Source organism: Microbacterium xerophyticum (assembly GCF_053543555.1).
The window spans coordinates 90,539-113,149 of the sequence record NZ_JBLVOB010000006.1 but is presented as its reverse complement, the minus strand read 5'-3'; the positions used below and the strand labels follow the sequence as shown (position 1 = coordinate 113,149).

The following is a 22,611-nucleotide window of genomic DNA, read 5'->3' as shown; positions in this document are numbered from 1 at the left end:
GCGGTGGCATCCGACGCCTGGCGGACGGCGAGGCCGGCATCCGCTACGAGGTGAAGCATCTCTTCCTCAAGCCGGTCACGAGGGGCCAGGGCTGGGGACGCGCGATACTCGACGAGCTCGAACGGCGCGCTCGCGAGTGGGGCGCCGCCGAGCTCGTGCTCGACACTCATCACACGCTCGAGTCCGCCGGCCGACTGTACGCCCGCAGCGGCTTCGAACAGATCGAGGCCTACAACGACAACCGGAACGCGACCCGCTGGTACCGCAAGAGCCTGCGCTGAGCGATCAGCGCCGGCGCATCACACCGGAATGGGTTCGGGGAGTCCGGTGCGCAACTCGACGGGCAGATGCCCGAGCTCGTTGTGATTGACCAGCGTCCAGGGCCGGCCCTGCTTCTGGGCGATGACGGTCAGGCCGCAGTGCGCCTGGTTGAGCGTCATCCACCGCCACTCGGGGGCGCCGAGGACCTCACGAACGAACCAGGAGATCACGAAGTTGTGCGTGATCAGCACCTCGTGCACGTCGCCCTGCTTACGGACCAGGAACTCGTTGACGGCGTCAGCCATCTGCGCGCCGCCCGCCTCGACCTCGGCCTCAGTGACAGAACCGAAGAACGGCTCGTAGGCCGCCGGCGTCTCCTCCGTCATACCCGTGGGGACGCAGTCGAAGAGCAGCGCCGACGGCTCAGGCGTGACGGAGGGAAGTCGCTCTGCGATCGCCCGGGCCGTCTCGGTCGCCCGCAGCAACGGCGAGTGCCAGACAGCGTCGAGCGGGAGTCCGGACAGCCGATCGGCGATCAATTCCGCCTGACGCTGCCCCCGTGGAGAGAGGGGTCCGTCGTCGACACCGTGTTCGGCATCCTGATGTTCACCGTGTCTGACCAGATATATATAGTGCGTCACAACCCGCTCGCTTCGTCGCCAGCTTCCGCTGGGGCACTTCCACCCTAGCGGCAGATGCGCGACACGCCCGGGCTGATCCGGCGAGACTCAGTTTCCCGCGCGAGTGAGGTCGGCCACCTGCGTGCGCGACAGCGTGATGCCTGCGCCCTGCATGAGCTCCTCGACGTGCTGCGTCGCGAAGGTGTTGACGATCGGCGCGGCGATCGTGCGCTGCGCGAGCAGCCAGGCGATCGACACCGCCGCGACAGGTGCGGCGATCTCGGTCGCCACCTGGTCGAGCGCACGGAGGATCCGGATGCCACGACGGTTCAGATGCCCTCGCAGCTGTTCGCCGCGCACGCCCTGCGACATCAGCGCCTTGTTGCGGTGCCTGCCGGAGAGGAAACCGTGCTCGAGAGCGTGCGAAGGCGTGACGGCGAGACTCTGCGCGCCCGCGACGAGTCGCAGATCGCCCTCGAAGGCCTGACGGCGGATGAGGTTGTACGGCTCGTCGAGCACCTCGATGCGCGGGTAGCCTGCTGCGGCGAGGATCCGCGCCTCCACCAACCGCTCAGGGGCGAAGCCGAAGGCGCCGACCGCGTGGATCTTGCCCGCGTCACGCAGCCACTCGACCGTCGCCAGGGTGTCTTCCAGATTGGTCTGCTGATCGAGGGACGCATCGAGATGCAGCACATCGATCCGTTCGACGCCGAGCCTGGTGAGCGAACCTTCGACGGCGCGTACGAGATTCACCGAGCCCAGGCCCGGATTGTCGGCATGCGAGCCGATGCGCACGCTGAGCAGGCTGCGGTCGCGGTGCCCCCTCGAACGAAGCCACTGGCCGATGATGTGCTCGCTGCGACCGCCCGAGAACCCGTCGGCGGTGTGGATCGCATTACCGCCGAACTCGACGTAGCGGTCGAGGATCGCATGGCTGGTCTCGAGGTCGACGTTCCACCCGAACTCAGCCGCCCCGAGCATGAGCGGGAACGTCTCCATGCCGGTCTCACCGAGCGGAACGCGAATGCTCTCGCCCACCCCTGGACCGACGACCGGTATCGGTGCGGACGGATGCTCGAGGGAATGCTCCTGCAGGCTCGCCTGCTGATCAGCAGCACCTGTGCTGAACAGTCGCATCCTCATCACCCCCGCACATGTCCGATAGCTACGGCCTGCGTGATCCGTGTGCACCCCCCGGTGCGTATTTCGAGGGTAAGCGACGCCGGAGACAACTCCGACCATTGGCGGTAACACCCGGAGAACTTTGCATAACGTTTCGATCACATCGGATACGAAGAAGGCCCGGATCCCGCTCGCAAGGAGTGGAATCCGGGCCTGATCCGGATGGCTTACGCCTCGGTGGTCTCCGACTCGGCAGCGGCCTCGGCCGCCGGTGCCGCCTCAGCGGCGTCGTCGAGGACCGGCTCGAGCGACAGCTTGCCGCGGTCGTCGATCTTCGTGATCTTCACGAGGATCTTCTGGCCGACCGAGAGGACGTCGTCGACGTTCTCGACGCGCTTGCCACCGGCGAGCTTGCGCACCTCGGTGACGTGCAGCAGTCCGTCCTTGCCGGGCAGCAGCGAGATGAACGCACCGAACGACGCGATCTTCACGACCGTGCCGAGGAACTGCTCGCCGACCTCGGGGTTGGTGGGGTTGGCGATCGCGTTGACCTGCGCACGAGCCGCCTCAGCGGACGGCCCATCGGTCGCGCCGATGTAGACGGTGCCGTCCTCCTCGATCGAGATCTGCGCGCCGGTCTCGTCCTGGATCGCGTTGATCGTCTTGCCCTTCGGGCCGATCAGCTCGCCGATCTTGTCGACGGGGATCTGCACGCTGATGACGCGCGGCGCGGTGGGCGCCATCTCGTCAGGAGCGTCGATCGCCGCGTTCAGGACACCGAGGATCGTCAGACGCGCATCGCGCGCCTGGGTCAGCGCGCCGGTGAGCACGTCGGACGGGAGTCCGTCGAGCTTCGTGTCGAGCTGGATGGCGGTGATGAACTCGCTGGTGCCGGCGACCTTGAAGTCCATGTCGCCGAGAGCGTCTTCCGCACCGAGGATGTCGGTCAGCGCGGCGTAACGCGTCTGGCCGTCGACCTCATCGGACACGAGGCCCATCGCGATGCCTGCCACGGGTGCACGCAGCGGCACACCCGCGTTCAGCAGCGACAGGGTGGACGCGCAGACCGAGCCCATCGACGTCGAGCCGTTGGAGCCGAGAGCCTCGGACACCTGACGGATCGCGTAGGGGAACTCCTCGCGGCTGGGCAGCACCGGTGCGAGCGCGCGCTCGGCCAGGAAGCCGTGCCCGATCTCGCGACGCTTCGGCGACCCGACGCGCCCGGTCTCACCGGTCGAGTAGGGCGGGAAGTTGTAGTGGTGCATGTAGCGCTTGCTCGTCGTCGGCGACAGCGAGTCGATCTGCTGCTCCATCTTGAGCATGTTCAGCGTGGTGACACCCATGATCTGGGTCTCGCCGCGCTGGAAGATCGCCGAACCGTGCACGCGCGGGATGACCTGCACCTCGGCGTCCAGCGGACGGATGTCGGCCAGTCCACGGCCGTCCATGCGGACGCCCTCGGACAGCACACGACCACGGACGATCTTCTTCGTCAGCGACTTGTACGCGCCCGAGACCTCACCGGTCGCGGAAGCGGGGAGTGTCCCGGCCTCGACGGCGGAGGCGACCTCGGCCTTGACGCGGTCCTTGACCTCGTCATCGGCGCTCTGGCGCTCCTGCTTGTCGGCGATCAGGTAGACCTTCTCGAGGTCGGCGGTCGCAGAGGCGGCGATGAAGTCGTAGGTGCCCTGCTCGTACGCCGGGAAGACCGGGTACACGCCGGGAGCCTTCGAGGAGTGCGAAGCCATCTCGGCCTGCGCCTCGACGAGCTGCTTCAGGAACGGCTTGGCGGCCTCGAGGCCACCTGCGACGACCTCTTCGTTCGGCTTGACGGCGCCGCCCTTGATGAGGTTCCAGCTGTTCTCGGTGGCTTCGGCCTCGACCATCATGATCGCGACGTCTTCGGAACCGTCGGACTTCTTGACGACGCGACCGGCGACCATGAGGTCGAACACGGCCTCTTCGACCTGAGCCTGGTTCGGGAACGCGACCCACTGATCCGCATTCTCGCCCTGACCCGGGATGAGCGCCAGGCGCACGCCCGCGATCGGACCGGAGAACGGCAGACCCGAGATCTGCGTCGACGCGGAGGCCGCGTTGATCGCCAGAGCGTCGTAGTACTCACCCGGAGCGATCGACAGCACGGTGATGACGACCTGGACCTCGTTGCGGAGTCCGTCGCCGAACGACGGACGAAGCGGGCGGTCGATCAGACGGCAGACCAGGATGGCCTCGGTGGAGGGACGGCCCTCACGGCGGAAGAACGAGCCGGGGATCTTGCCGGCAGCGTACGAACGCTCTTCGACGTCGACGGTCAGCGGGAAGAAGTCGAATCCTTCGCGCGGGTGCTTCCCTGCGCTGGTCGCGGAGAGGATCATGGTCTCCCCGTCGAGGTAAGCCGCGACCGAACCCTGCGCCTGCTGAGCGAGGCGACCGGTTTCGAAGCGGATGGTACGAGTGCCGAAGCGGCCGTTGTCGAGAACGGCCTCGGCGGCAGTGATTTCAGGACCTTCCAAGAGGTCTCTCCTTCTTTGTTTAGACTCGTCCGTCCGTGTGACGGGCGAGATCATACGTCAGCGCGCACAATGCGGCGCGCGTACTGCACACAGCAGTCCACTGTCAGCCTACCAGCGCGCGTGGAATTCGCGGATGACCTGGACGCCTCAGCGGGCTGCGACGCTGCGCATGGCCGACGACCGGCCGATGTAGACGTAGTCATCGTGCTTGGCCACCCGACCGTCTCCGGCCACCCGGCCGCGCAGGCGCCGCCACACCCATGGCAGGGCGTGATGCTGCCACCACGCTGCGCGACTCGTGGAATCGACGTCGTGCAGGACCTGATCCAGCGCGCCGAGCGTGTCGGCGTGCGGCACGCCGAGCATCTCTCCTGCCTGGTAGGCGAGGAAGCGATGTCCGCGGCTGCTGAGGTGGACGAGGTCCTCGCCCCAGTTCGGTCTGGACGAGAGCACAGGGTGCAGGTCCGTGTCGATGAGGATGGCACCCGTGCGCTCCGCGATCGCGGCCAGTCGGCTGGCGAAGTCGGCGAACCGCCGCGTGAAGAGCCGCGCGGCCCGACGGTCGGGCAGGAAGGGCGTCACCAGGAGCACATCCGCGCCGTCGTCTCGCAGTGTGCGCACGACCTGCTCGACCTGCGCCGCCAGCGCGGCGACGTCGACGTGGGATTTCACGAGGTCGTTCGCGCCGATCAGGATGGACACGAGATCCGGCTGCAGCTCGCGCGCCCTGGCGAGCTGCTCCCCCGACACGTCGCGCACGCGCCGCGATCGCACGGCGAGGTTCGCATAGTGGAGGCCGCCGCGGGCGGCCAGCAGCAGCGCGAGACGATCGGCCCAGCCGCGCAGCGCGCCGTCGGGTGCGGGATCGCAGAGCCCTTCGGTCAACGAGTCTCCCAGTGCGACGTAGCGCTGCCAGCGGCGCCCCGATGTCGGACGCGCCGGTTCGGGCCTCCGGATGCGTGCGGCTCTCGTCCGCTGATCGAGATCGTGCAGTGCGCGGGCCTCCTCGAAGTGCCCCATCAACTGGTCGCACACCGCCTGCCAGCTGCGCCCCTCCACGGCGGCGCGTCCCGCGACGCCGAACGCCCGGCGCTTGCGGCCGTCACCGGCGAGGTCGGCCACTCGCATGCGGAGGTCGTCCAGGTCTCCCGGCCGGTACAACCAGCCGTCGATGCCCATCCGCACCAGGTCGAGAGGACCGCCGCGGCCCGTCGCGACGATGGGAACGCCACTCGCGTGGGCTTCCTGCAGGGTCTGACCGAACGTCTCGCTCTCGCCCGGATGCACGAAGATGTCGAACGACGCCATGGCGGTCGCGAGTGATTCCCCGTCGAGGTGTCCGAGGAACAGCGCATCGGTCAGTTCGGACTGCAGCCTCGCCTTCGACGGCCCATCGCCGACGATGACGAGACGCACACCCGGCATCCGATGCAGCACCCGAAGATCCTCGACCTGCTTCTCCGCGGCAAGCCGACCGACGTACCCGACGATGACCTCGTCCGGCGTCCGACGATTCAGCCGCTCGTCGCGCTGCGAAGGGTGGAATCGCTCGGCGGCGACGCCGCGTCCCCACCGGCGGATGCGGGCGACGCCGAGGTCGATCAGCTGGCGTTCGGACTCGCTCGACGGCGCCAGGGTCAGTGTCGCCCGGCGATGCAGCCGGACGATGTGGTTGCGGGCGAACGCCGTCGTGGCGGGAAGCCGGTAGCGCTCCGTGTACGCGGCGATATCGGTCTGGTACGCGGCGACGGCAGGTATGCCGCGGCTGGACGCCGCGAGTGCGCCGCGCCATCCCAACGCGAACGGCGAGGCCAGGTGCACCACGTCGGGGCGGAAACGTGCCAGCGATGCCGCGACGCGTCTCGTGGTCGCCGCGCCGATCCTGACGTTGCGGTACCCCGGCAGTGCCACGCTCGCCACCGGCTCGATGGGGGCCTCATGCATCACGGATGGGATGCCGACGGCATCCGGGGCGATCACGTGGGCCTCATGGCCCTCGCGCTCGAGGTGGCGCAGGATCTGCAGCACAGATCCCGTCACACCGTTCATGTGCGGCAGGAAGGATTCGGTCACGATCGCGACTCTCACGATCTCAGGATGACGCCACCGATCGCCGGCATCGGACAACGGCGGGCCCCACACCTGAGTGTTCACCTGTTGCATGACTGTCCTTCACCGGCTGTCCCCGATTCCGTTTCCGTTCACCTTGGACGCGCAGAGTTGTCGCGTGATTCCGGAAGCGCTGCTCGATGCGGCGACAGGTCCCTGGGGCCTCGCCGTCATGGCGCTACTCGTGTTCGGTGACGCGTTCCTCGTGGTCGTCCCCGGCGAGATCGCAGTGACGGCGCTCGGGGCGCTGTCGACGTCGACGGGCACGCCCCCGCTGTGGGCGGTGATCCTCTGCGCCGCGGCAGCGGCGGCCTGCGGAGACCTGCTGTGTTACGGGATCGGCCGGTGGGCTGGCCTGGAACGCTGGCGGTGGATGCGCAACGAACGTCTGCGGCGCGCGCAGCGCTGGGCACGCGGGCGGCTCGAAGCGGGCACGGCGGTGGTGCTGTTCACCGCACGCTTCATCCCCTTCGCACGGCTTGCGATCAACCTCGTCGCCGGAGCGACCCGGATCCCGTTCGCGCGCTACCTCGGCCTGGTCGTGCTCGCCGCGACGGGCTGGGCAACGTACCAGGCCGCCATCGGCGCGGTGTTCGCCGCGATCTTTCCCGACGCGCCCATCGTGTCGGTGCTGATCTCGATCGTCGTCGCCATCGGGCTCGGCGCATTGATCGACCTCGTCATCCGCCGGCGCTCCCGTGGGCGGAACCCGGTCGCAGCGAACGAGCCGTCCGAGTAGGCTGGCGTCATGAGCACCGAAGAAGGCGCGACCTCCTCGTCCGAGGAGATGAAGCGCAAGTTCAAGGAAGCGCTCGAGAAGAAGAACGCACAGCACCGCAACGGTGAATCGCACCTGGACGGCGACTCCGCCGTCCACGCGGCGAACGCACCGCAGACGCGACGTGAGTTCCGACGCAAGAGCGGATGACCACCAAGAGGGCCCCTCCCGACGGAGTGGCCCTCTTCCTCTTCTGAGGATTCGCCTCAGCTCTGAGCGCGTGCCTTCGCCCGCGCTTCCTTCGCCGCCAGCTCTCTCACCGCTGCCTCTTCCAGGCCCTGGGTGTCGACCGCGTCCGTCGCGGTGGACATCCCGTCGTGCGACGATCCGTCGATCATCGACTCGTCGAACGGTTCGCCGCCGCCGAGCACGCGTCGCGCCCGCTCCGGATCGATCTGCTTCGTCCAGGTGCCGATGAGAAGTGTCGCCACTGCGTTGCCGGTGAAGTTCGTGAGCGCGCGCCCCTCGGACATGAAGCGGTCGATCCCGACGATCACGCCGACCCCGTCGACGAGGTCTGGTCGGTACGCCTGCAGACCGCCGGCGAGCGTCGCGAGGCCGGCGCCGGTGACGCCTGCCGCGCCCTTGCTGGCGATGATCATGAACAGCAGAAGTCCGATCTGCTCTCCGATCGACATCGGCTGCCCCATACCTGCCGCGATGAACAGGGACGCCATCGTCAGATAGATCGCCGTACCGTCGAGGTTGAACGAGTATCCGGTCGGCACCGTGATCCCCACGACCGGCTTGGACACCCCGACGTGCTCCATCTTGGCGATGAGCCGCGGGAGCGCCGACTCCGACGACGACGTGCCGACGATGAGCAGGTACTCGCGGGCCAGGTACTTGATGAGCAGGAAGATGTTCAGTCGCGTGACGACGTACAGCAGCGTGCCGAGCACTCCGATGATGAACACGATGCACGTGACGTAGAACGCGACCATCAGAAGACCGAGGCCCCAGATCGCGGCGATGCCGGTCTTGCCGACCACGGCGGCGATCGCGCCGAACGCTCCGATCGGCGCGAGCCAGAGGATCATGCCGAGGATGCGGAACACGAGCAGCTGAAGCTGCTTCACCGCAGCCATGATCGGTGCTCCCTTGTCGCCGAGCCCCTGAACGGTGAAGCCGACCAGCAGTGCGATGAACAGCACCTGCAGAACGCTCTCACCCGTGAAGGCCGAGAAGAATGTCGTCGGGATGATGCCGAGGATGAAGTCCTGCGTGGACTTCGCCTCCGTGGTGGTCGCGTCGTACGACGCGCCGGCCATGTCCAGCCCGGTGCCGGGGTGGATGATGTTTCCCACGACAAGACCGATCGCCAGCGCGAACGTGGACATCAGCATGAAGTACAGGAGCGCGAGACCGCCGATCTTCCCGACGGTGGCCGCCTTCGCGATCGATCCGACGCCGACGACGATCGTGCAGAAGATGATCGGTGCGATCATCATCTTGATCAGCGAGACGAAGCCTTTGCCGAGCGGTTCCAGGCTCTGCGCGAACTCCGGCCAGATCAGGCCGACGGCCGCGCCGAGGACGACGGCGATGAGGACGGACACGTACAACCAGGTGTGCTTGTCCCAGGAGCGTTTGCCTTTTCGCCAGTTGTAGCCGGGAAGCGAGAAGCTCGTCGTGATGGCCATGGGTTACCTCCGTGATCATGAACTGCGTCGTCACATGACGTCCGGCGAAGCGCCGGGTGAACGGGTCTCACCCTCCCCCGGGTTCTCAGACGGCCACCATTTGTGGTCGTATTGGTCGTGGCCCGGCGGGCCGACGACGCAGAAGGAGATCGCGATGACGCGTTCTGAGCGCGGCCGCAGCGCGGCGTCCCACGTGTTCGTCGTCCTGCTCATCGCGGCGATCCTGGTGGGGGCCGTCGCCGCGTTGATCCTCGCTCTGCAGACCCAGCGCAGCGCACGGACCGAGGCCGAGAACCTCACCCGCGCGCTGGCGCAGACGCTCGCCGACTCACCGAGCGTCATCGAGGCCCTCGACGGCGATGATCCCGGCGCCGCATCCGCCGCACTGCAGCCCTACGCGACCGCGGTCGTCGATCATTCAGCCCTGGACTTCATCACGGTGATGACGCCTTCCGGTGTGCGCGTCACGCACCCCGACCCCACACGGCTCGGGGCGCTCTACATCGGCACCATCCCTCCGACACCGGACACTCTCACCGAGGAGTTCACCGGAACACTGGGCGCCTCGATCCGCACGATCACGCCGGTGCTGAACGCTGAAGGGGAAAGCGTGGGGTGGGTGGCGGCGGGCGTCACCGTCGAATCCGTGGCCGAGTCGTTCCTCGGACGTCTGCCGTCGGCTGTCGCGATCTCCGCGCTGATCATCGCCGCCGGCTCGCTCGGTGCGTACCTCGCACGTCGCTACACCCGCCGCATCGCGGGCGATCTGCCGGCTGGACGGGTGCGCGATGCCGTCGCGTCCTACGAATCGGTGCGCACACTCGGTGAAGCACTGCGCGCCCAGACGCATGAGCACGGGAACCGGATGCACACCGCGATCGCGCTGTTGGAGCTCGGGCGCACGCAGGAGGCGATCGAGATCCTCGCCGAGACATCGAGGCAGAGCCAGTCGCTCGTGGATCAGGTCACGGCCAGGCGAGACGGCGACCCGACGGTGGGCGCGCTGCTGCTGGGCAAGGCCTCTCAGGCGAAGGAGCGCGGTGTCGAATGGTCGGCCGACATCGCGCCAGACGCACCGCGCTCGGCACTCGCGCCGATGGACAGCATCGCCGTGCTCGGCAACCTCATCGACAACGCCCTGGATGCGGCCGCTGCGGCGCCGGTGCGCTGGATCCGGGTCGTGGTCGGAGCCGCGCCGGACGGCGGAGTGGTGCTCGAGGTCTCGGACAGTGGCGCAGGCGTTCCCTCCGCGGTCCGGGTGCAGATCTTCCGGCACGGGTTCTCGACCAAGCCTGCCGGCGCCGACGGCAGAGGTGTCGGACTCGCGCTGGTGCGATCGATCGTGGACGAGGCAGGCGGGACCGTGGAGATCATGGACGATCCGACGACGTTCCGTGTGACGCTGCCGGGTGCGCGTGGGCCGCATGAGGCGACGAAGGGGCGGATGCCGTGATCCACACGCTCCTCGTCGATGACGATGCCCTGACCCTGGAACTGCACAGGGACTACATCGAGCGCGTCGACGGCTACGCGGTCGTCGGGGAATGCAGCAGCGCCCGCGCGGCGCTCAATGCTCTGATCGAGAATCCTCCGCCGGAGGGCATCGACCTGGTGCTGCTCGACATGACGATGCCCGACGGTTCAGGACTCGATGTCCTGCGTCATCTGCGGGCACGCTCGATCCCCGTCGACGTCATCGCCATCACCGGGGTCCGAGACGCGGAGACCGTGCGCCAGATGGCCGCGCTCGGGGTCGTGCAGTACCTGGTCAAACCGTTCACGTTCGCCACCTTCAGCGAGCGCCTCGAGCAGCACCGCGCCTACAGCGCGAAGGCCGTCGCCGCGGCCGGTCAGGCCAGCCAGGCCGAGATCGACGCGCTGCTGGGCGCATCACGGCCCACAGGGAGCATCCGGGTACCGAAGGGACTGTCGGCCACCTCGCTGGCCCGTGTGACCGCGGCCGCCCGTGTCGCGGGGGTGCTGTCGGCGAGCGAGGCCGCCGAACAACTGGGGATGTCGCGTGTGGCGACGCGTCGCTACCTCGAGCACCTCGCCGATGAGGGCAGGCTCGAGCGCGCCGCCCGGTACCGCGGTCGTGGCCGCCCCGAAACCGAGTACCGGTGGCGCTGAGGGAGCTACTCCCCCGCGAGCCCGCCGAGCAGATGGCCGAAGGATCGGCCCTCGCCCAGGTAGTTCGCCGGATCGAACGGGTCCTCGACGGCCGCCGCGTCCTTGCGGGCGATGGCGTCCGCGAGTTCTCCTGCGCCCTTCTCCACCCGCTTCGCCAGTGGTGCGACGTCGTCTCCTGATCCACCCCAATCGCTGGACGCCGCGAACACTCCGGTGGAGACGGTCTCAGCGTGCAGGTAGGCGAACAACGGACGGATCGCGTAGTCGATCGCGAGCGAATGACGCGGCGTGCCGGCGTTCGCGCCGATCAGAACGGGCTTGCCGGTGAGCGCATCGGGATCGAGCACGTCGATGAACGACTTGAACAGTCCTGAGTAGCTCGTGGAGAAGATCGGCGTCACCGCGATCACTGCGTCGGCCGAGTACACCGAGTTGAGCGCTGATTCGAGAGCCGCCGGCGCGAACCCCGTGAGCAGGTTGTTCGTGATGTCGTGCGCGAGGTCGCGCAGCTCGATCACGTCGACGGTGGCCTCGATGTCGTGCTCGGCGAGCCGCTTCACGGTCTCGGCCGCCATGCGGTCTGCGAGCATGCGGGTCGACGACGGGTTGGAGAGTCCTGCCGAGATGACGGCGATGCGACGCTCTGCCATGATCATGCATCCTTCCGGCCGAGCCCGAACGCGGCGCCTGCGGGCTCGGGGGTGTCCTGGTACGGGGATCCTGCGGTGAGGTTGTCACCTCGATTGGCGCCCGGCACCGCCTGGCGGGCAGGCCCGTCGCCGTACACGGCCTTCACGCGGGCGGCATGGGTGGGGGCATCCGGCACCGTCGCCGGGCGGTTCGTGGTGAGTTCGCGGCGCAGAGCCGGCACCACTTCGCCGCCGAGGATGTCGAGCTGCTCGAGCACGACCTTGAGCGGGAGGCCCGCGTGATCGATCAGGAACAGCTGACGCTGGAAGTCGCCGAAGGTGTCGCGCATCGCTGCGTACCGGTCGATGACCTGCTGCGGAGAGCCGACCGTGAGCGGCGTCATCTCGGTGAAGTCCTCCATGCTGGGACCGTGGCCGTAGACCGGCGCGTTGTCGAAGTACGGACGGAACTCGTTCACCGCATCCTGCGACTTGGCCCGCATGAACACCTGCCCTCCGATGCCCACGATCGCCTGCTCCGGTGTGCCGTGCCCGTAGTGCGCGTAGCGCTGGCGGTACAGCTCGATCAGGCGCTGGTAGTGCTCCTTGGGCCAGAAGATGTTGTTCGCGAAGAAACCGTCGCCGTAGTACGCCGCCTGCTCAGCGATCTCGGGCGTGCGGATCGACCCGTGCCACACGAACGGTGCGACGCCGTCGAGTGGTCGGGGCGTCGAGGTGAAGCCCTGCACCGGCGTACGGAACTTGCCCTCCCAGTCGACGACGTCCTCGTCCCAGAGCTTGCGCAGCAGGGCGTAGTTCTCGATGGCCAGCGGCAGGCCCTGGCGGATGTCCTTGCCGAACCACGGGTAGACGGGGCCGGTGTTTCCACGGCCGAGCATGAGGTCGGTTCGTCCGCCAGAGATGTGCTGGAGCATCGCGAAGTCCTCGGCGATCTTCACCGGGTCGTTCGTGGTGATCAACGTCGTCGAGGTCGAGAGGATGATGCGCTCGGTCTGCGCGGCGATCGCGGCGAGGGTCGTCGAGGGCGATGACGACCAGAACGGCGGGTTGTGGTGCTCGCCGATGGCGAAGACGTCCAGGCCCACCTCTTCGGCGTGCCGCGCGATCGTCATCGCGTCCTTGATCTTCTGCCCCTCGCTCGGGGTCTCACCCGTGACGGGGTTCTGGGTGACGTCGCTGACGGTGAAGAGTCCGAACTGGATGCCTGAGGTGTCGGCGTGCTCGCTCATGGTGTGCTCCGGGTTTCTCGAGGCGGATGCTGTCTGCATGTCGCTTCTATTCAAATGCATGTATATGGGACAACGCAACCCACGCAACTTTATTCCCGGTCTGCCGTGGAACGGCCGGTAGCCTCGGAGGATGAGCACTGCCGCACAGACGCCCACGGGCCCGATCACCGGGGGCATGGCGCGGCCACGCAGACGCGTGCCCTTCTGGGACAACGCCCGATACGCGTGCATCGTGCTCGTCGTCCTCGGACACGCCATCCAGCGCCTCACCTACGACTCGAGCATCGCGATGGCGCTCTACCTGGCGTTCTACGCGTTCCACATGCCGGCGTTCGCGATCATCGCCGGGTACTTCTCGAAGTCCTCGCCGCCCACTCGCAAGCAGATGGCGAGGGTCATCACCGACATCCTGGTCCCGTACGTGATCTTCGAGCTGCTGTGGACCCTCACGAAGTGGCTCGTGGAGGGCCAGGCCGAACCCAACCTCACGAAACCGTCGTGGACGCTGTGGTTCCTGCTCGCCCTCGGGATCTTCCGACTGGTCCTGCCCTATCTCGCCCTGCTGCGCTGGCCGCTGGTGTGGAGCGTGCTGATCTCCGTGGGTGCCGGCTACCTCAGCAACGTCGACAGCACCTTCTCGCTCTCGCGCACACTGGGCTTCCTGCCGTTCTTCGTGCTCGGATGGTGGCTGCGGGAGCACGACCTCGTGAACCGCTTCCGCCTGATCGACTTCAGGCCCTGGTGGCTCCGCGCCGTCGCGCTGCTCGTCTTCGCCGCAGACGCGTACGTGGCGTGGACGTGGGTGGACCTGTGGGAGAGCATGAGTCTCGACAAGTGGTTCTTCTACAACGACACCTACGTCGACCTCGGGGGTGACGAGTGGTGGTCCGGTGGGATCCGCCTGCTGCTCATCGCGATCGGTCTCGTGCTGAGCGCCGCATTCTTCGTGCTGATCCCCCGTCGCGAGCAATGGTGGACGAAGTTCGGTCAGTACACGATGTACGTGTATCTGCTGCACTCGTTCGTGCTCTACCCGTTCCGAGAATCCGGCATCCTGCGCGACGCGGAGCCGACCTGGATCTGGTTGCCCACCGTGATCCTCCTGTCGGTGCTCATCGCCGTCGTGCTCGCGACGAGGCCGGTGCGGTGGCTGTTCCGACCGCTCGTCGAACCGCGTGCGCGCTGGCTGTTCTCCGATGCGCGACTCATGTCCGATGCCTCGCGCCGCGACGATCCGACAGGGTCTCGGCGCTCTCGCGATGGCTGATCAGTCGAAGGCGCTGCTCAGTCGAACAGCTCCGCGCCTACGTACGAACCGTCGCGCGCTCCGGAGGGGACGGCCCAGACACCCGAGCCGACGTGCCGGATGTACTCGTTCATAAGATCGGTCGACAGCGAGCGCTGCAGCGCGATGAACTGTTGGGGATCACGCTGGTACGAGAGGAAGAACAGCCCGGCATCGAGTCGTCCGAGACTGCTGTTGCCGTCGACGAAGTTGTAGCCGCGCCTGAGGATCCGCACCCCCGCGTTCTGCGACGGATGGGCGAGGCGCACATGGCTGTTCTCATCGATCGCGGCCTTCGTGAAGTCGGGGTCCGTGAACTCGTGCCCTCCGGACAGCGGCGCCCCCTCCCCCTTGTCGCGGCCGATGATCCGGTCCTGCTCGGCCAGGCGCACCCGATCCCATGTCTCGACGATCATCGCGATCCGCCGAGCAACGAGATAGGAGCCGCCTCGGAGCCACTGCGGCTCATCGGATGCCGCGACCCAGACATGCTCGTCGAGCGCGGCCGCATCGTCGGAGAGGATGTTCGCCGTGCCGTCCTTGAAGCCGAACAGGTTGCGCGGCGTGGCCTGATCGGTGGTCGTGCGCGAGGTACGGCCGAATCCGATCTGCGACCAGCGCAGCCGTGCGCGCCCGAACGCGATCCGGCTCAGGTTGCGGATCGCGTGGACCGCGACCTGCGGATCGTCGGCGCACGCCTGGATGCAGAGGTCTCCGTCGGACGTCCCCGGGTTCAGATCGTCGCCGAGGAACGCAGGAAGCCGTTCGAGGCCGGCCGGACGCCTGTCCGCGATCCCGAAGCGATCGCCGTCCGCGTTCTCGAACAGTGTCGGGCCGAAACCGATCGTGATGGTCAGGCCGCTTGCGCTGAGTCCCTGAGCCTCCCCGGTGTCATCCGGCGGGGTCTGCGCGTCGCCGCCCACCGCGCCCGTCGCGCTGACCTCGAGGCCCTGGGTCATGCGCGATGCCGCGTACGACCAGTCCTGCAGGAGCGTGACGAGGTCGTCACGGTCACTGCGGGGCATCATGTCGAACGACGCGAAATGCAGGTGATCCTGGACGGGAGTGGTGATACCGGCCTGATGGGCGCCGAAGAAGGCGAAGGGCGCGTCGGTCGCCGAGCGTTCACTCTCCCGGCCGATGGCGATGCCTCCGGCGAGTCCTGCGCCCACCCCGACGGCGAGGCCGGCCGCACCGCCGCCCAGCGCGAGTCCGAGCAGACCGCGACGACTGAGGCCGGTCGGCCGGGCCTGGTCGGCCGGCGGGGCCGGCTCGGTGTTCGGATCCCTGTGATCGCTCACGTCAGGAGAGCAGCGTTCCGGTCAACTGCGAGAGCGGCTCAGCCAGCGCGTTGAGCAGATCGGTGAGCTCGCGCTTGTCGTCATCGGTGAGCTCGCCGTATCCGATGAACCCCGACGTCAGTGATCCCTGTTCGGCGAGCGACTCCTCGAGAGCCGCGTACCCGGCGTCGATGTCGTCGACCAGCGCCGCGCCCTCATCGCCGGTGGATTCCGCGAAGTCGCGGACCAGATCGAACGCCATCCTCGATCCCTCGACGTTGGCGGCGAAGTCCCACAGGTCAGTGCCGGACCACCAGTCCTCCTCGCCGCTGATCTTCCCGGTCGCGACCTCGTCGAGCAGGGCGATCGCGCCGTTCGAGATGCCGCCGATGCCCTGTTCGTCGAGCGCGTCGAGGAAATCGTCGGAGTGCACGTAGTCGTAGAGCTCCTGCACGTCGGCGATGAGCTGATCGCCGAACTCGCCGCGCTGCTCGTTCGTCGACGGAGCCCAGTCCTGCCATGCAGGCGTCTCGGCGTCGGCATTGAGCGCATCCGCAGCGGGGATCCAGAGGTCCTTCTCGATGCGGTGGAAGCCTGTCCAGTCCAGTCCTTCGGCGACGGCATCCACTTCGCGGTAGTCGATGCGTGGATCGAGGTCGCCGAGCGATTCCGCGACCGGCTCGATGCGCTCGTAGAAGGCCCGGACCTGCGGGAACAGTGCGCGAGCGGTGTCGTCGTCGTTGGACTCGTACGCGGCGATGAACTCGTCGAGCGCCGGGACGAGCTGTCCGACCTGGTCCTTCACGAACGCGGCGTACAGATCGACGGCCTTCTGCTTCTGCGCGGCGTCCTCGCCTTCGACGGCAACGGCCTCACCGGAAACGGTGAACGCGGAACGTCCGACGCCGTCACCGATCATCCCCGGCTTGCAGACCGTGAAGTACTCGCCAGGCTGGGCGACGACGGTCAGCGTGCGCGACGCGGACGGAGCGATGTTCTCCACCTCGCCGACGATGCGCAGTCCGTCGGATGCGAGCAGGTAGAACTCGCTGACCTGACTGGAGTCGTTCGTGACCTCGAACGTCAGCGTGCCGCTGGTCGCCGCCGAATCCGATACAGCGCAGTCGGAGTCGGAGGACGAGACCTGCAGCGCTGCGGCGTCGGCGACATCTGCCTTCGCTACGCAGCCCGATAGGACGAGTGCGGCGGCGCCTGTGGCGGCCAGAGCACCGAGAAGTCGGGTCGGCATGGTCATGGTGCTCCTTGTGGTTCGGTGAGTGTCGGAGAGTTCGAGAAGTCGTCCCGCGCCGGGGCGATCTGCCGCCCCAGCGCCGAGCTGCGTGCGCCGACGATGCCCCTCGTGAAGAGCGAGCCGACGACGAGGAGGTAGACGAGCCAGGCCAGCACCTGGATCCAGGTCATCGCCGGCATGAAACCGACCGTCGCCTGGAGCACTGTGGCGAGCACGCCGCCCGGCGCGATGGCGGCGCTGACGTCGAACGCCCAGCCGAACGGGAAGGCGCCCCACCCGACCGCCACCGTATGGGTCAGAGCATCGACCGGAGCGGCATCGGAGAACGGACCGGGAATCACACCGGCCTCCTGCAGATCCATGACCGCGTAGGCCAGCACCCCGGCGGCGACGATGATGAGGAATCCGCCGGTCCAGAGGAAGAAGCGGCGCAGGTCCAGACGGACCGCCCCGCGTGCGATCAGAGCACCGACGAGCACAGCGCACACGAGGCCGAGCAGCGCGCCGAGCAGAGCGGCGGGTGCGTCGCCGAACGACTGCACCATGGACCACAGCAGCAGAGTCGTCTCGATGCCCTCTCGTGCCACGGAGACGAACCCGATCGCCACGATCGCCCACATCCCGCCCTGCGCGAGAGCACGGTCGACACCACCCTCGAGTGTCCGCTTCATGGTGCGTCCGGCCTTCTGCATCCAGAAGATCATCCATGTCACCATCGCCGCTGCGAGCAGCGAGAGGCTGCCGCCGATGATCTCCTGCGCCTCGAACGTGAGCGAGTTGGGTCCGAAAGTGAGGATCGCGCCGATGCCCAGCGCCAGTGCGATCGCGAGGCCGATGCCCGCCCACATGCGAGGCAGTACGTCGCCTCGGTCGAGCCTGCGGAGATACGCGATGAGAATGCCGACGACGAGCGCGGCTTCGAGTCCTTCGCGGAGCCCGATGAGGAAGGTGGCGAGCACAGACGGCGCACTTTCTGCAGGGATTAGGTAAGGCACTCCTTACAAGAAGAGATTAGCACCCTGCACAGGCGCCGACGGATCACTCGATTCGGATGCGCCGAGCCACGCGCACGATGTACCAGGCCAGGGCGACCAGCAGCAGCAGTTCGGCGACGATGTATCCGTAGTGCAGCCACGACTCCCCCGGATCACCGCCCGCGATGATCACATCGCTGCGGGCCGCCAGAGCGGGTCGGATCACGAAGCTCTCGACAGCCATGATGATCCACATCCCGCCGATCAGCATCCACCCGCCCCTCGTCTCGCGTGGGCGCGCCTGCGCGATGAGAGTGAGGATCACGAGAATCGTCCAGCCGGCCACGGACAACGCGATGAAGACCAGCCGACCGATACCGAGCCCGAGCGGCGTCGTGATTCCGGGCGCAAGGAACTTCAGAGGCGTCTCGATGAAGCTGAGCCCGACGATGAGCCCCATCCACAGAGCGGGCAACACGATACGCAGCGATATCCACAGTCGAGGCATGACTCCACGCTATAGCTGGTAACTCTTCGCAACACACGGCACACACGATGAGAACCCGCCGTACGCTCGGGTCATGGCTGAACTGAACCTCCCCGTCCTCGACCTCTCCCAGCTCGACGGCGGCCCAGAGGCGGCTGCGAGGTTCCGCAGCGAGCTCGCCGCCGCTGCCCCCGACGTCGGATTCTTCTACCTGACCGGCACCGGGATCGATCCCGCGCTCTTCCGCCGACTGCAGCAGGCAGCCCGGGACTTCTTCGCGCTTCCCGAGGAGCAGAAGCTCGCGATCGAGAACGTGCACAGCGCGCAGTTCCGCGGCTACACGCGCATCGGTGGCGAGCTCACTCAGGGCAAGGTCGATTGGCGCGAGCAGATCGACATCGGGCCCGAGCGCGAGCCCGTCGAAGGCGGCCCTGCGTTCAACCGCCTGATCGGCCCCAACCTGTGGCCGGAAGCGCAACCCGAGCTTCGGGTGGTCGTGGAGACGTGGCGCGAGCACCTCACAGGCATCTCCCGGCGGCTGCTGCGCAGCTGGGCGGAGGCACTCGGCGCCGAACCCACGCACTTCGACGCCGACTTCGGCGATCCCGCGAGTCTGCTGAAGATCGTCCGCTACCCCGGCACCGATGCACCGGAGCCGCAGCAGGGGGTCGGTGCGCACAAGGACTCCGGAGTACTCACGCTGCTCTGGGTCGAGCCGGGCAAGGGCGGCCTGCAGGTCGAACGCGACGGCGAGTGGGTGGATGCTCCCCCGGTCGACGACGCCTTCATCGTCAACATCGGCGAGATGCTCGAGTACGCCACCGGCGGATACCTGAAGGCGACCAACCACCGCGTGATCTCTCCCAAGGCCCCGGCGGACCGCATCTCGGTGCCCTTCTTCTTCAGCCCCGCGCTCGACGCGAAGCTGCCGCTGATCGAACTGCCGGCGGAGCTCGCAGACCAAGCCCGGGGCGTGACGGAGGATCCGAGCAACCCGATCCACAGTCTCTACGGCGAGAACGCCCTGAAGTCGAGGCTGCGTGCTCACCCGGACGTCGCAGCGATCCATCACTCCGATCTGCTGGCGGCTTCCGCCTGAGAATGCGGCACCGGCGCGCTCCGGCGCCGCATCCGCCCGCTCAGCGCGGCTGCTAACCGCCGAACTCGACGATCTCCTGCAGCGCCTGCAGGTGCGCCGCGAACGCGCGCTCTCCCTTGGCCGTCGAACGCACCCACGTACGGGGCCGACTCTCCGTCTCCCCCCTGCGCGTGGTGACGTAGCCGGTCACGTGCAGATGGGAGATGGATTTGCTGAGCGCCGAATCTCCCACCTGAAGGATTCTCGCGAGCGTCGCGAAGTCGAGCTCGTTCCCGTCGAGAAGTGCGGCCATGAGCGAGAAGCGGATCGGGCTCGCGAAGTTGTCGTCCAGGCGCAGTCGCGGGTGCGTGTCAGCCATCGCGCCCGTCCAGGAACGCACTGCCGAGATGCAGGATGAACGCCGCGGTCGCAGCCGCAGGGCCGAACACGAGCAACCCGGTCTCGCCCCTCGCCTGGAGGAGCACGATCGTCATGATGATCACTCCGGAGAACGCGAAGGCCGTCCATTGCGGCCAGGCCCAGACCGCTCCGAGCGCCGGAACCCGTTCGACGACACGCGTCACGGTCCACCAGGTCAGGTACCCGAGCATGAAGAGCATCCCCAGGAAGGAACGCAGGAGCTCATCGCCGACAGAGAGCACCCAGATACCCGCAGCCATGACTGCGCCCACGACGATCGTGGCCCATCGCGCTCCGATCGAGAGCCGTCTGCGTCTCGTGGCGAAGATCTCCGTCGGAGGAGCCGAGCGTCGAATGGCGCGAATCGCTGCGGCACCGAGAACGAGCAGAACAAGCGTCCCGGGGACCAGCCGCACGAGGAACGGGATCTCCGCACCGGTGACGCCCGCGAGGAAGGCGGCGCCGAGCACGACGACCAGCACGACGCAGAGCACGATCGCCGTCGTCCATGGCGCGGACACGCCGGATCCCATGATCCCGTATCCCTCTCGACGCTGAGTGGCGAGCTGGATCCACAGCAGGTACAGACCGACGAACACTATGAACGATGACGACGCGGAGGACTCGCCCATACCGATCGCGATGACCGTGACGTACACGGACAGGACGACGGCCTCGACCAACGCGAGTCGACCCGCGCCACGCCGATCGATGCGCGCCTCGCGGCGCGAGCGGACCGTCGCGACCTCTTCGAGGTAGGCACGTGCGACGTCGGAGCTCGGTGCGGGCAGCGGCGCCGCGCCGTCGATAGGTCGCTGGTCCACAGAGGCCTCCACATCAGCTTTCCAACTGGAAAGCGCTAGATGAGACCGAATCTACGGACTTTCCACCTGGAAAGCAATGAGCGCCGGTGCACCGACACACGACGAAGGCCGCCCCACACCTGGGACGGCCTTCGGAAGAAGTGCGATATTACGCTGGCTCAGTGCCTTATCGGCGAAGTCCGAGGCGCTGGATCAGCGAGCGGTAACGCTCGATGTCCACACCCTGGAGGTAGCCGAGCAGACGACGGCGCTGACCGACGAGCAGGAACAGGCCACGACGCGAGTGGTGGTCGTGCTTGTGCTCCTTGAGGTGCTCGGTGAGGTCCTTGATGCGCTGCGTCAGCATCGCGGCCTGCACCTCGGGGGATCCGGTGTCACCGGGGTGCGTCGCGTACTCTTCGATGATCGCCTTCTTGACGTCTGCTTCCAGTGCCATAGATTCGATCCCCTTTCACTCATTGCGCGGCGCCCTGCACCTGATGTGCGAGCTCTCTTTATCCGCGGCCGATCAAACGGCAACCTGTAAAGTCTACCAGCCTCGGCGCATGAGCCGGACCTCCACCGACTGCGACGCCGCGACGAGCCGATAGCCTCGACTCGTGCAGATCATCTTGCGGGATCGTCCCGAAGCCGACCGGAGGTCGCTGCGCGCGGTCGAGCCGTGAGCGGCGGTGCCCGCGGGTCTCTCATCGACCTGCGCCCGTTCCGTGCCAGCGGCGCTTTCACACGCATGTGGATCGGTTCGACGCTGGCAGGACTGGGTGGCCAGCTCACCATCGTCACCGTGATGCTGCACGTGTTCGAGTTGACGGCGCGCACGTTCGCCGTCTCGATGGTCGCCGTCGCCGGCCTCGTGCCGATGATCCTCGCCGGCCTCTACGGCGGCATGCTCGCCGACGCGTTCGACCGCCGCAAGGTCGCACTCATCGCCGCGATCATCACGTTCGCATCGACCGTGCTCCTCGCGGCGCTCACCTGGGGTCAGCTCGAGACGATCTGGTGGCTGTACGCGCTGAGCATGATCAATTCGGCAGCCAATTCGGTCGGCATGGCGACGCGGACGGCGATCGTGCCGCGCCTCATCCCCCGCGACCTCCTCGCCGCGGCATCCGCCTTGAACGGCATCACGATCGGGGTCATGGTGATGGTCGGACCGGCCCTCGCCGGCGTCCTGGTCGCTCTGACCGGCTACGGCTGGACCTACACGATCGACGTCGTGCTCATGCTCGCCATGTTCCTCGGACTGTGGACGCTTCCCGCTCTACGCCCGGAGGGCGACATCGTCCGGCCGGGCCTGGAGTCACTGGTCGACGGTTGGCGGTTCCTCACTCGCGCCGCCAACATCCGGATGCAGTACCTGGTCGACATCGTCGCGATGACGTTCGGGCAGCCACTGGCGTTGTTCCCGGCACTGGGAGCCGTCCTCCTCGGCGGAGGCGCGGTGACCACGGGTGCCCTGACCGCGGCCGTGGCGGCGGGAACCTTCCTCTCGAGCCTGTTCTCGGGTCGGATCGTCCGCTATCGCTGGCACGGCCGGGGCATCGAACGGGCGGTGCAGGCGTACGGTGCGGCGATCCTGCTCTTCGGAGTGGTGCTGCTGATCGCTGTGTGGTCACCCGCGGCGGACGAGACCCACGCGAACATCGCTCTCATCATCGCGGCCTGCGCAGCCCTTGCGCTCTCAGGAGCCGCCGACAACATCAGCGCTATCTACCGCAACACGATGATGCAGGCCTCGGTCCCGGATGCCATCCGCGGAAGGCTGCAGGGCATCTTCATCATCGTGGTCGCCGGCGGGCCCCGCCTCGGTGCGCTCTACGCCGGCACGCTGGCGACGCTCACCGTGCTGTGGTTCCCGCCGCTGCTCGGCGGCCTGATCGTGATAGCGCTCGTCGGCGTGCTCGTACGCCTCACGCCGAGTTTCCGCGCCTACGACGCAGAAGACCCCCGACC

Annotated in this window: 22 protein-coding genes; 8 read left to right on the top strand and 14 right to left on the bottom strand. The window is 67.4% G+C overall.

The window, feature by feature from the left end; translation table 11 throughout:
* Positions 1-281 (top strand): GNAT family N-acetyltransferase (locus ACNPNP_RS07085; protein ID WP_448965353.1); only part of this gene is annotated, 281 nt, incomplete at its 5' end.
* An 18-nt stretch (positions 282-299) separates the two neighbouring features.
* Here ACNPNP_RS07085 and ACNPNP_RS07080 read toward each other — a convergent pair.
* The 4 genes from ACNPNP_RS07080 to ACNPNP_RS07065 form a co-directional block, all read right to left on the bottom strand.
* Positions 300-902: a histidine phosphatase family protein gene (locus ACNPNP_RS07080; RefSeq protein ID WP_448965352.1), complete on the bottom strand. Its 603-nt coding sequence runs from the start codon at positions 900-902 to the stop codon at positions 300-302.
* Between the two features lie 87 nt (positions 903-989).
* Positions 990-2,018, bottom strand: coding sequence for an aldo/keto reductase (locus ACNPNP_RS07075; RefSeq protein WP_448965351.1), 1,029 nt, complete (start codon positions 2,016-2,018; stop codon positions 990-992).
* Between the two features lie 212 nt (positions 2,019-2,230).
* On the bottom strand, positions 2,231-4,519 hold the full coding sequence (locus ACNPNP_RS07070) for a polyribonucleotide nucleotidyltransferase (RefSeq protein WP_448965350.1): 2,289 nt from the start codon (positions 4,517-4,519) through the stop codon (positions 2,231-2,233).
* 147 nt (positions 4,520-4,666) lie between these two features.
* Positions 4,667-6,682, bottom strand: coding sequence for a GDSL-type esterase/lipase family protein (locus ACNPNP_RS07065; RefSeq protein WP_448965349.1), 2,016 nt, complete (start codon positions 6,680-6,682; stop codon positions 4,667-4,669).
* A 64-nt stretch (positions 6,683-6,746) separates the two neighbouring features.
* On the opposite strand from ACNPNP_RS07065, the gene ACNPNP_RS07060 reads away from it, so the two are divergent.
* A complete protein-coding gene (locus ACNPNP_RS07060; protein ID WP_448965348.1) occupies positions 6,747-7,367 on the top strand; it encodes a DedA family protein in 621 nt (206 codons plus the stop codon).
* Between the two features lie 9 nt (positions 7,368-7,376).
* Positions 7,377-7,556 (top strand): DUF5302 domain-containing protein, encoded by a 180-nt coding sequence (locus ACNPNP_RS07055; RefSeq protein WP_448965347.1) that lies wholly within the window; start codon positions 7,377-7,379, stop codon positions 7,554-7,556.
* Positions 7,557-7,612: 56 nt separating this feature from the next.
* Here the strand turns inward: ACNPNP_RS07055 and ACNPNP_RS07050 are convergent, their stop codons facing one another.
* Positions 7,613-9,049, bottom strand: a complete 1,437-nt coding sequence (locus tag ACNPNP_RS07050) for a cation:dicarboxylate symporter family transporter (protein WP_448965346.1) — start codon at positions 9,047-9,049, stop codon at positions 7,613-7,615.
* A 154-nt stretch (positions 9,050-9,203) separates the two neighbouring features.
* On the opposite strand from ACNPNP_RS07050, the gene ACNPNP_RS07045 reads away from it, so the two are divergent.
* Entirely contained in the window at positions 9,204-10,502 is a 1,299-nt protein-coding gene (locus ACNPNP_RS07045; RefSeq protein ID WP_448965345.1) for an ATP-binding protein, read from the top strand.
* Positions 10,499-11,179 (top strand): response regulator, encoded by a 681-nt coding sequence (locus ACNPNP_RS07040; RefSeq protein WP_448965344.1) that lies wholly within the window; start codon positions 10,499-10,501, stop codon positions 11,177-11,179. Before ACNPNP_RS07045 ends, ACNPNP_RS07040 begins: the two co-directional genes overlap by 4 nt.
* A 5-nt stretch (positions 11,180-11,184) precedes the next feature.
* Here the strand turns inward: ACNPNP_RS07040 and ACNPNP_RS07035 are convergent, their stop codons facing one another.
* Together ACNPNP_RS07035 and ACNPNP_RS07030 are read right to left on the bottom strand one after the other, a co-directional pair.
* Positions 11,185-11,829 (bottom strand): FMN reductase, encoded by a 645-nt coding sequence (locus ACNPNP_RS07035; RefSeq protein WP_448965343.1) that lies wholly within the window; start codon positions 11,827-11,829, stop codon positions 11,185-11,187.
* 2 nt (positions 11,830-11,831) lie between these two features.
* Positions 11,832-13,058, bottom strand: coding sequence for an LLM class flavin-dependent oxidoreductase (locus ACNPNP_RS07030; RefSeq protein ID WP_448966139.1), 1,227 nt, complete (start codon positions 13,056-13,058; stop codon positions 11,832-11,834).
* A gap of 130 nt (positions 13,059-13,188) precedes the next feature.
* Between ACNPNP_RS07030 and ACNPNP_RS07025 the strand changes: the two genes are divergently transcribed.
* Entirely contained in the window at positions 13,189-14,325 is a 1,137-nt protein-coding gene (locus tag ACNPNP_RS07025; protein WP_448965342.1) for an acyltransferase family protein, read from the top strand.
* 17 nt (positions 14,326-14,342) lie between these two features.
* On the opposite strand, the gene efeB is transcribed toward ACNPNP_RS07025, so the two are convergent.
* The 4 genes from efeB to ACNPNP_RS07005 all read right to left on the bottom strand — a co-directional run bounded on the left by efeB (position 14,343) and on the right by ACNPNP_RS07005 (position 18,357).
* On the bottom strand, positions 14,343-15,644 hold the full coding sequence (gene efeB, locus ACNPNP_RS07020; RefSeq protein WP_448965341.1) for an iron uptake transporter deferrochelatase/peroxidase subunit: 1,302 nt from the start codon (positions 15,642-15,644) through the stop codon (positions 14,343-14,345).
* 1 nt (position 15,645) lies between these two features.
* Positions 15,646-16,878, bottom strand: coding sequence for an iron uptake system protein EfeO (gene efeO / locus ACNPNP_RS07015; protein ID WP_448965340.1), 1,233 nt, complete (start codon positions 16,876-16,878; stop codon positions 15,646-15,648).
* On the bottom strand, positions 16,875-17,834 hold the full coding sequence (gene efeU, locus ACNPNP_RS07010; RefSeq protein WP_448965339.1) for an iron uptake transporter permease EfeU: 960 nt from the start codon (positions 17,832-17,834) through the stop codon (positions 16,875-16,877). The genes efeO and efeU overlap by 4 nt, the downstream gene beginning before the upstream one ends.
* A gap of 79 nt (positions 17,835-17,913) precedes the next feature.
* Positions 17,914-18,357 carry a hypothetical protein gene (locus tag ACNPNP_RS07005; protein ID WP_448965338.1) on the bottom strand — a complete coding sequence of 148 codons (444 nt, stop codon included), beginning with the start codon at positions 18,355-18,357 and terminating at the stop codon, positions 17,914-17,916.
* Positions 18,358-18,430: 73 nt separating this feature from the next.
* Here ACNPNP_RS07005 and ACNPNP_RS07000 point away from each other — a divergent pair, with 73 nt between their 5' ends.
* A complete protein-coding gene (locus tag ACNPNP_RS07000) occupies positions 18,431-19,435 on the top strand; it encodes an isopenicillin N synthase family dioxygenase (RefSeq protein ID WP_448965337.1) in 1,005 nt (334 codons plus the stop codon).
* A 52-nt stretch (positions 19,436-19,487) separates the two neighbouring features.
* Here the strand turns inward: ACNPNP_RS07000 and ACNPNP_RS06995 are convergent, their stop codons facing one another.
* The 3 genes from ACNPNP_RS06995 to rpsO all read right to left on the bottom strand — a co-directional run bounded on the left by ACNPNP_RS06995 (position 19,488) and on the right by rpsO (position 21,094).
* Positions 19,488-19,793, bottom strand: a complete 306-nt coding sequence (locus ACNPNP_RS06995) for a transcriptional regulator (RefSeq protein WP_448965336.1) — start codon at positions 19,791-19,793, stop codon at positions 19,488-19,490.
* Positions 19,786-20,658, bottom strand: coding sequence for a hypothetical protein (locus tag ACNPNP_RS06990; protein ID WP_448965335.1), 873 nt, complete (start codon positions 20,656-20,658; stop codon positions 19,786-19,788). Before ACNPNP_RS06990 ends, ACNPNP_RS06995 begins: the two co-directional genes overlap by 8 nt.
* A gap of 166 nt (positions 20,659-20,824) precedes the next feature.
* Positions 20,825-21,094, bottom strand: coding sequence for a 30S ribosomal protein S15 (gene rpsO, locus ACNPNP_RS06985; protein WP_147037780.1), 270 nt, complete (start codon positions 21,092-21,094; stop codon positions 20,825-20,827).
* Positions 21,095-21,388: 294 nt separating this feature from the next.
* Here rpsO and ACNPNP_RS06980 point away from each other — a divergent pair.
* The coding region (locus ACNPNP_RS06980) for an MFS transporter (RefSeq protein WP_448966138.1) at positions 21,389-22,611 on the top strand (1,223 nt) is incomplete at its 3' end.

What these genes read in the sequence shown, in the direction of transcription:
- ACNPNP_RS07005 (WP_448965338.1), bottom strand. Translation starts at nt 18,357, where the DNA reads ATGCCTCGACTGTGGATATCGCTGCGTATCGTGTTGCCCGCTCTGTGG.
- ACNPNP_RS06995 (WP_448965336.1), bottom strand. Translation starts at nt 19,793, where the DNA reads ATGGCTGACACGCACCCGCGACTGCGCCTGGACGACAACTTCGCGAGC.
- ACNPNP_RS07055 (WP_448965347.1), top strand. Translation starts at nt 7,377, where the DNA reads ATGAGCACCGAAGAAGGCGCGACCTCCTCGTCCGAGGAGATGAAGCGC.
- efeO (WP_448965340.1), bottom strand. Translation starts at nt 16,878, where the DNA reads ATGACCATGCCGACCCGACTTCTCGGTGCTCTGGCCGCCACAGGCGCC.
- rpsO (WP_147037780.1), bottom strand. Translation starts at nt 21,094, where the DNA reads ATGGCACTGGAAGCAGACGTCAAGAAGGCGATCATCGAAGAGTACGCG.
- ACNPNP_RS07000 (WP_448965337.1), top strand. Translation starts at nt 18,431, where the DNA reads ATGGCTGAACTGAACCTCCCCGTCCTCGACCTCTCCCAGCTCGACGGC.
- ACNPNP_RS07065 (WP_448965349.1), bottom strand. Translation starts at nt 6,682, where the DNA reads ATGCAACAGGTGAACACTCAGGTGTGGGGCCCGCCGTTGTCCGATGCC.
- ACNPNP_RS07050 (WP_448965346.1), bottom strand. Translation starts at nt 9,049, where the DNA reads ATGGCCATCACGACGAGCTTCTCGCTTCCCGGCTACAACTGGCGAAAA.
- ACNPNP_RS07025 (WP_448965342.1), top strand. Translation starts at nt 13,189, where the DNA reads ATGAGCACTGCCGCACAGACGCCCACGGGCCCGATCACCGGGGGCATG.
- ACNPNP_RS07045 (WP_448965345.1), top strand. Translation starts at nt 9,204, where the DNA reads ATGACGCGTTCTGAGCGCGGCCGCAGCGCGGCGTCCCACGTGTTCGTC.
- ACNPNP_RS07030 (WP_448966139.1), bottom strand. Translation starts at nt 13,058, where the DNA reads ATGAGCGAGCACGCCGACACCTCAGGCATCCAGTTCGGACTCTTCACC.
- ACNPNP_RS07075 (WP_448965351.1), bottom strand. Translation starts at nt 2,018, where the DNA reads ATGCGACTGTTCAGCACAGGTGCTGCTGATCAGCAGGCGAGCCTGCAG.
- ACNPNP_RS07035 (WP_448965343.1), bottom strand. Translation starts at nt 11,829, where the DNA reads ATGGCAGAGCGTCGCATCGCCGTCATCTCGGCAGGACTCTCCAACCCG.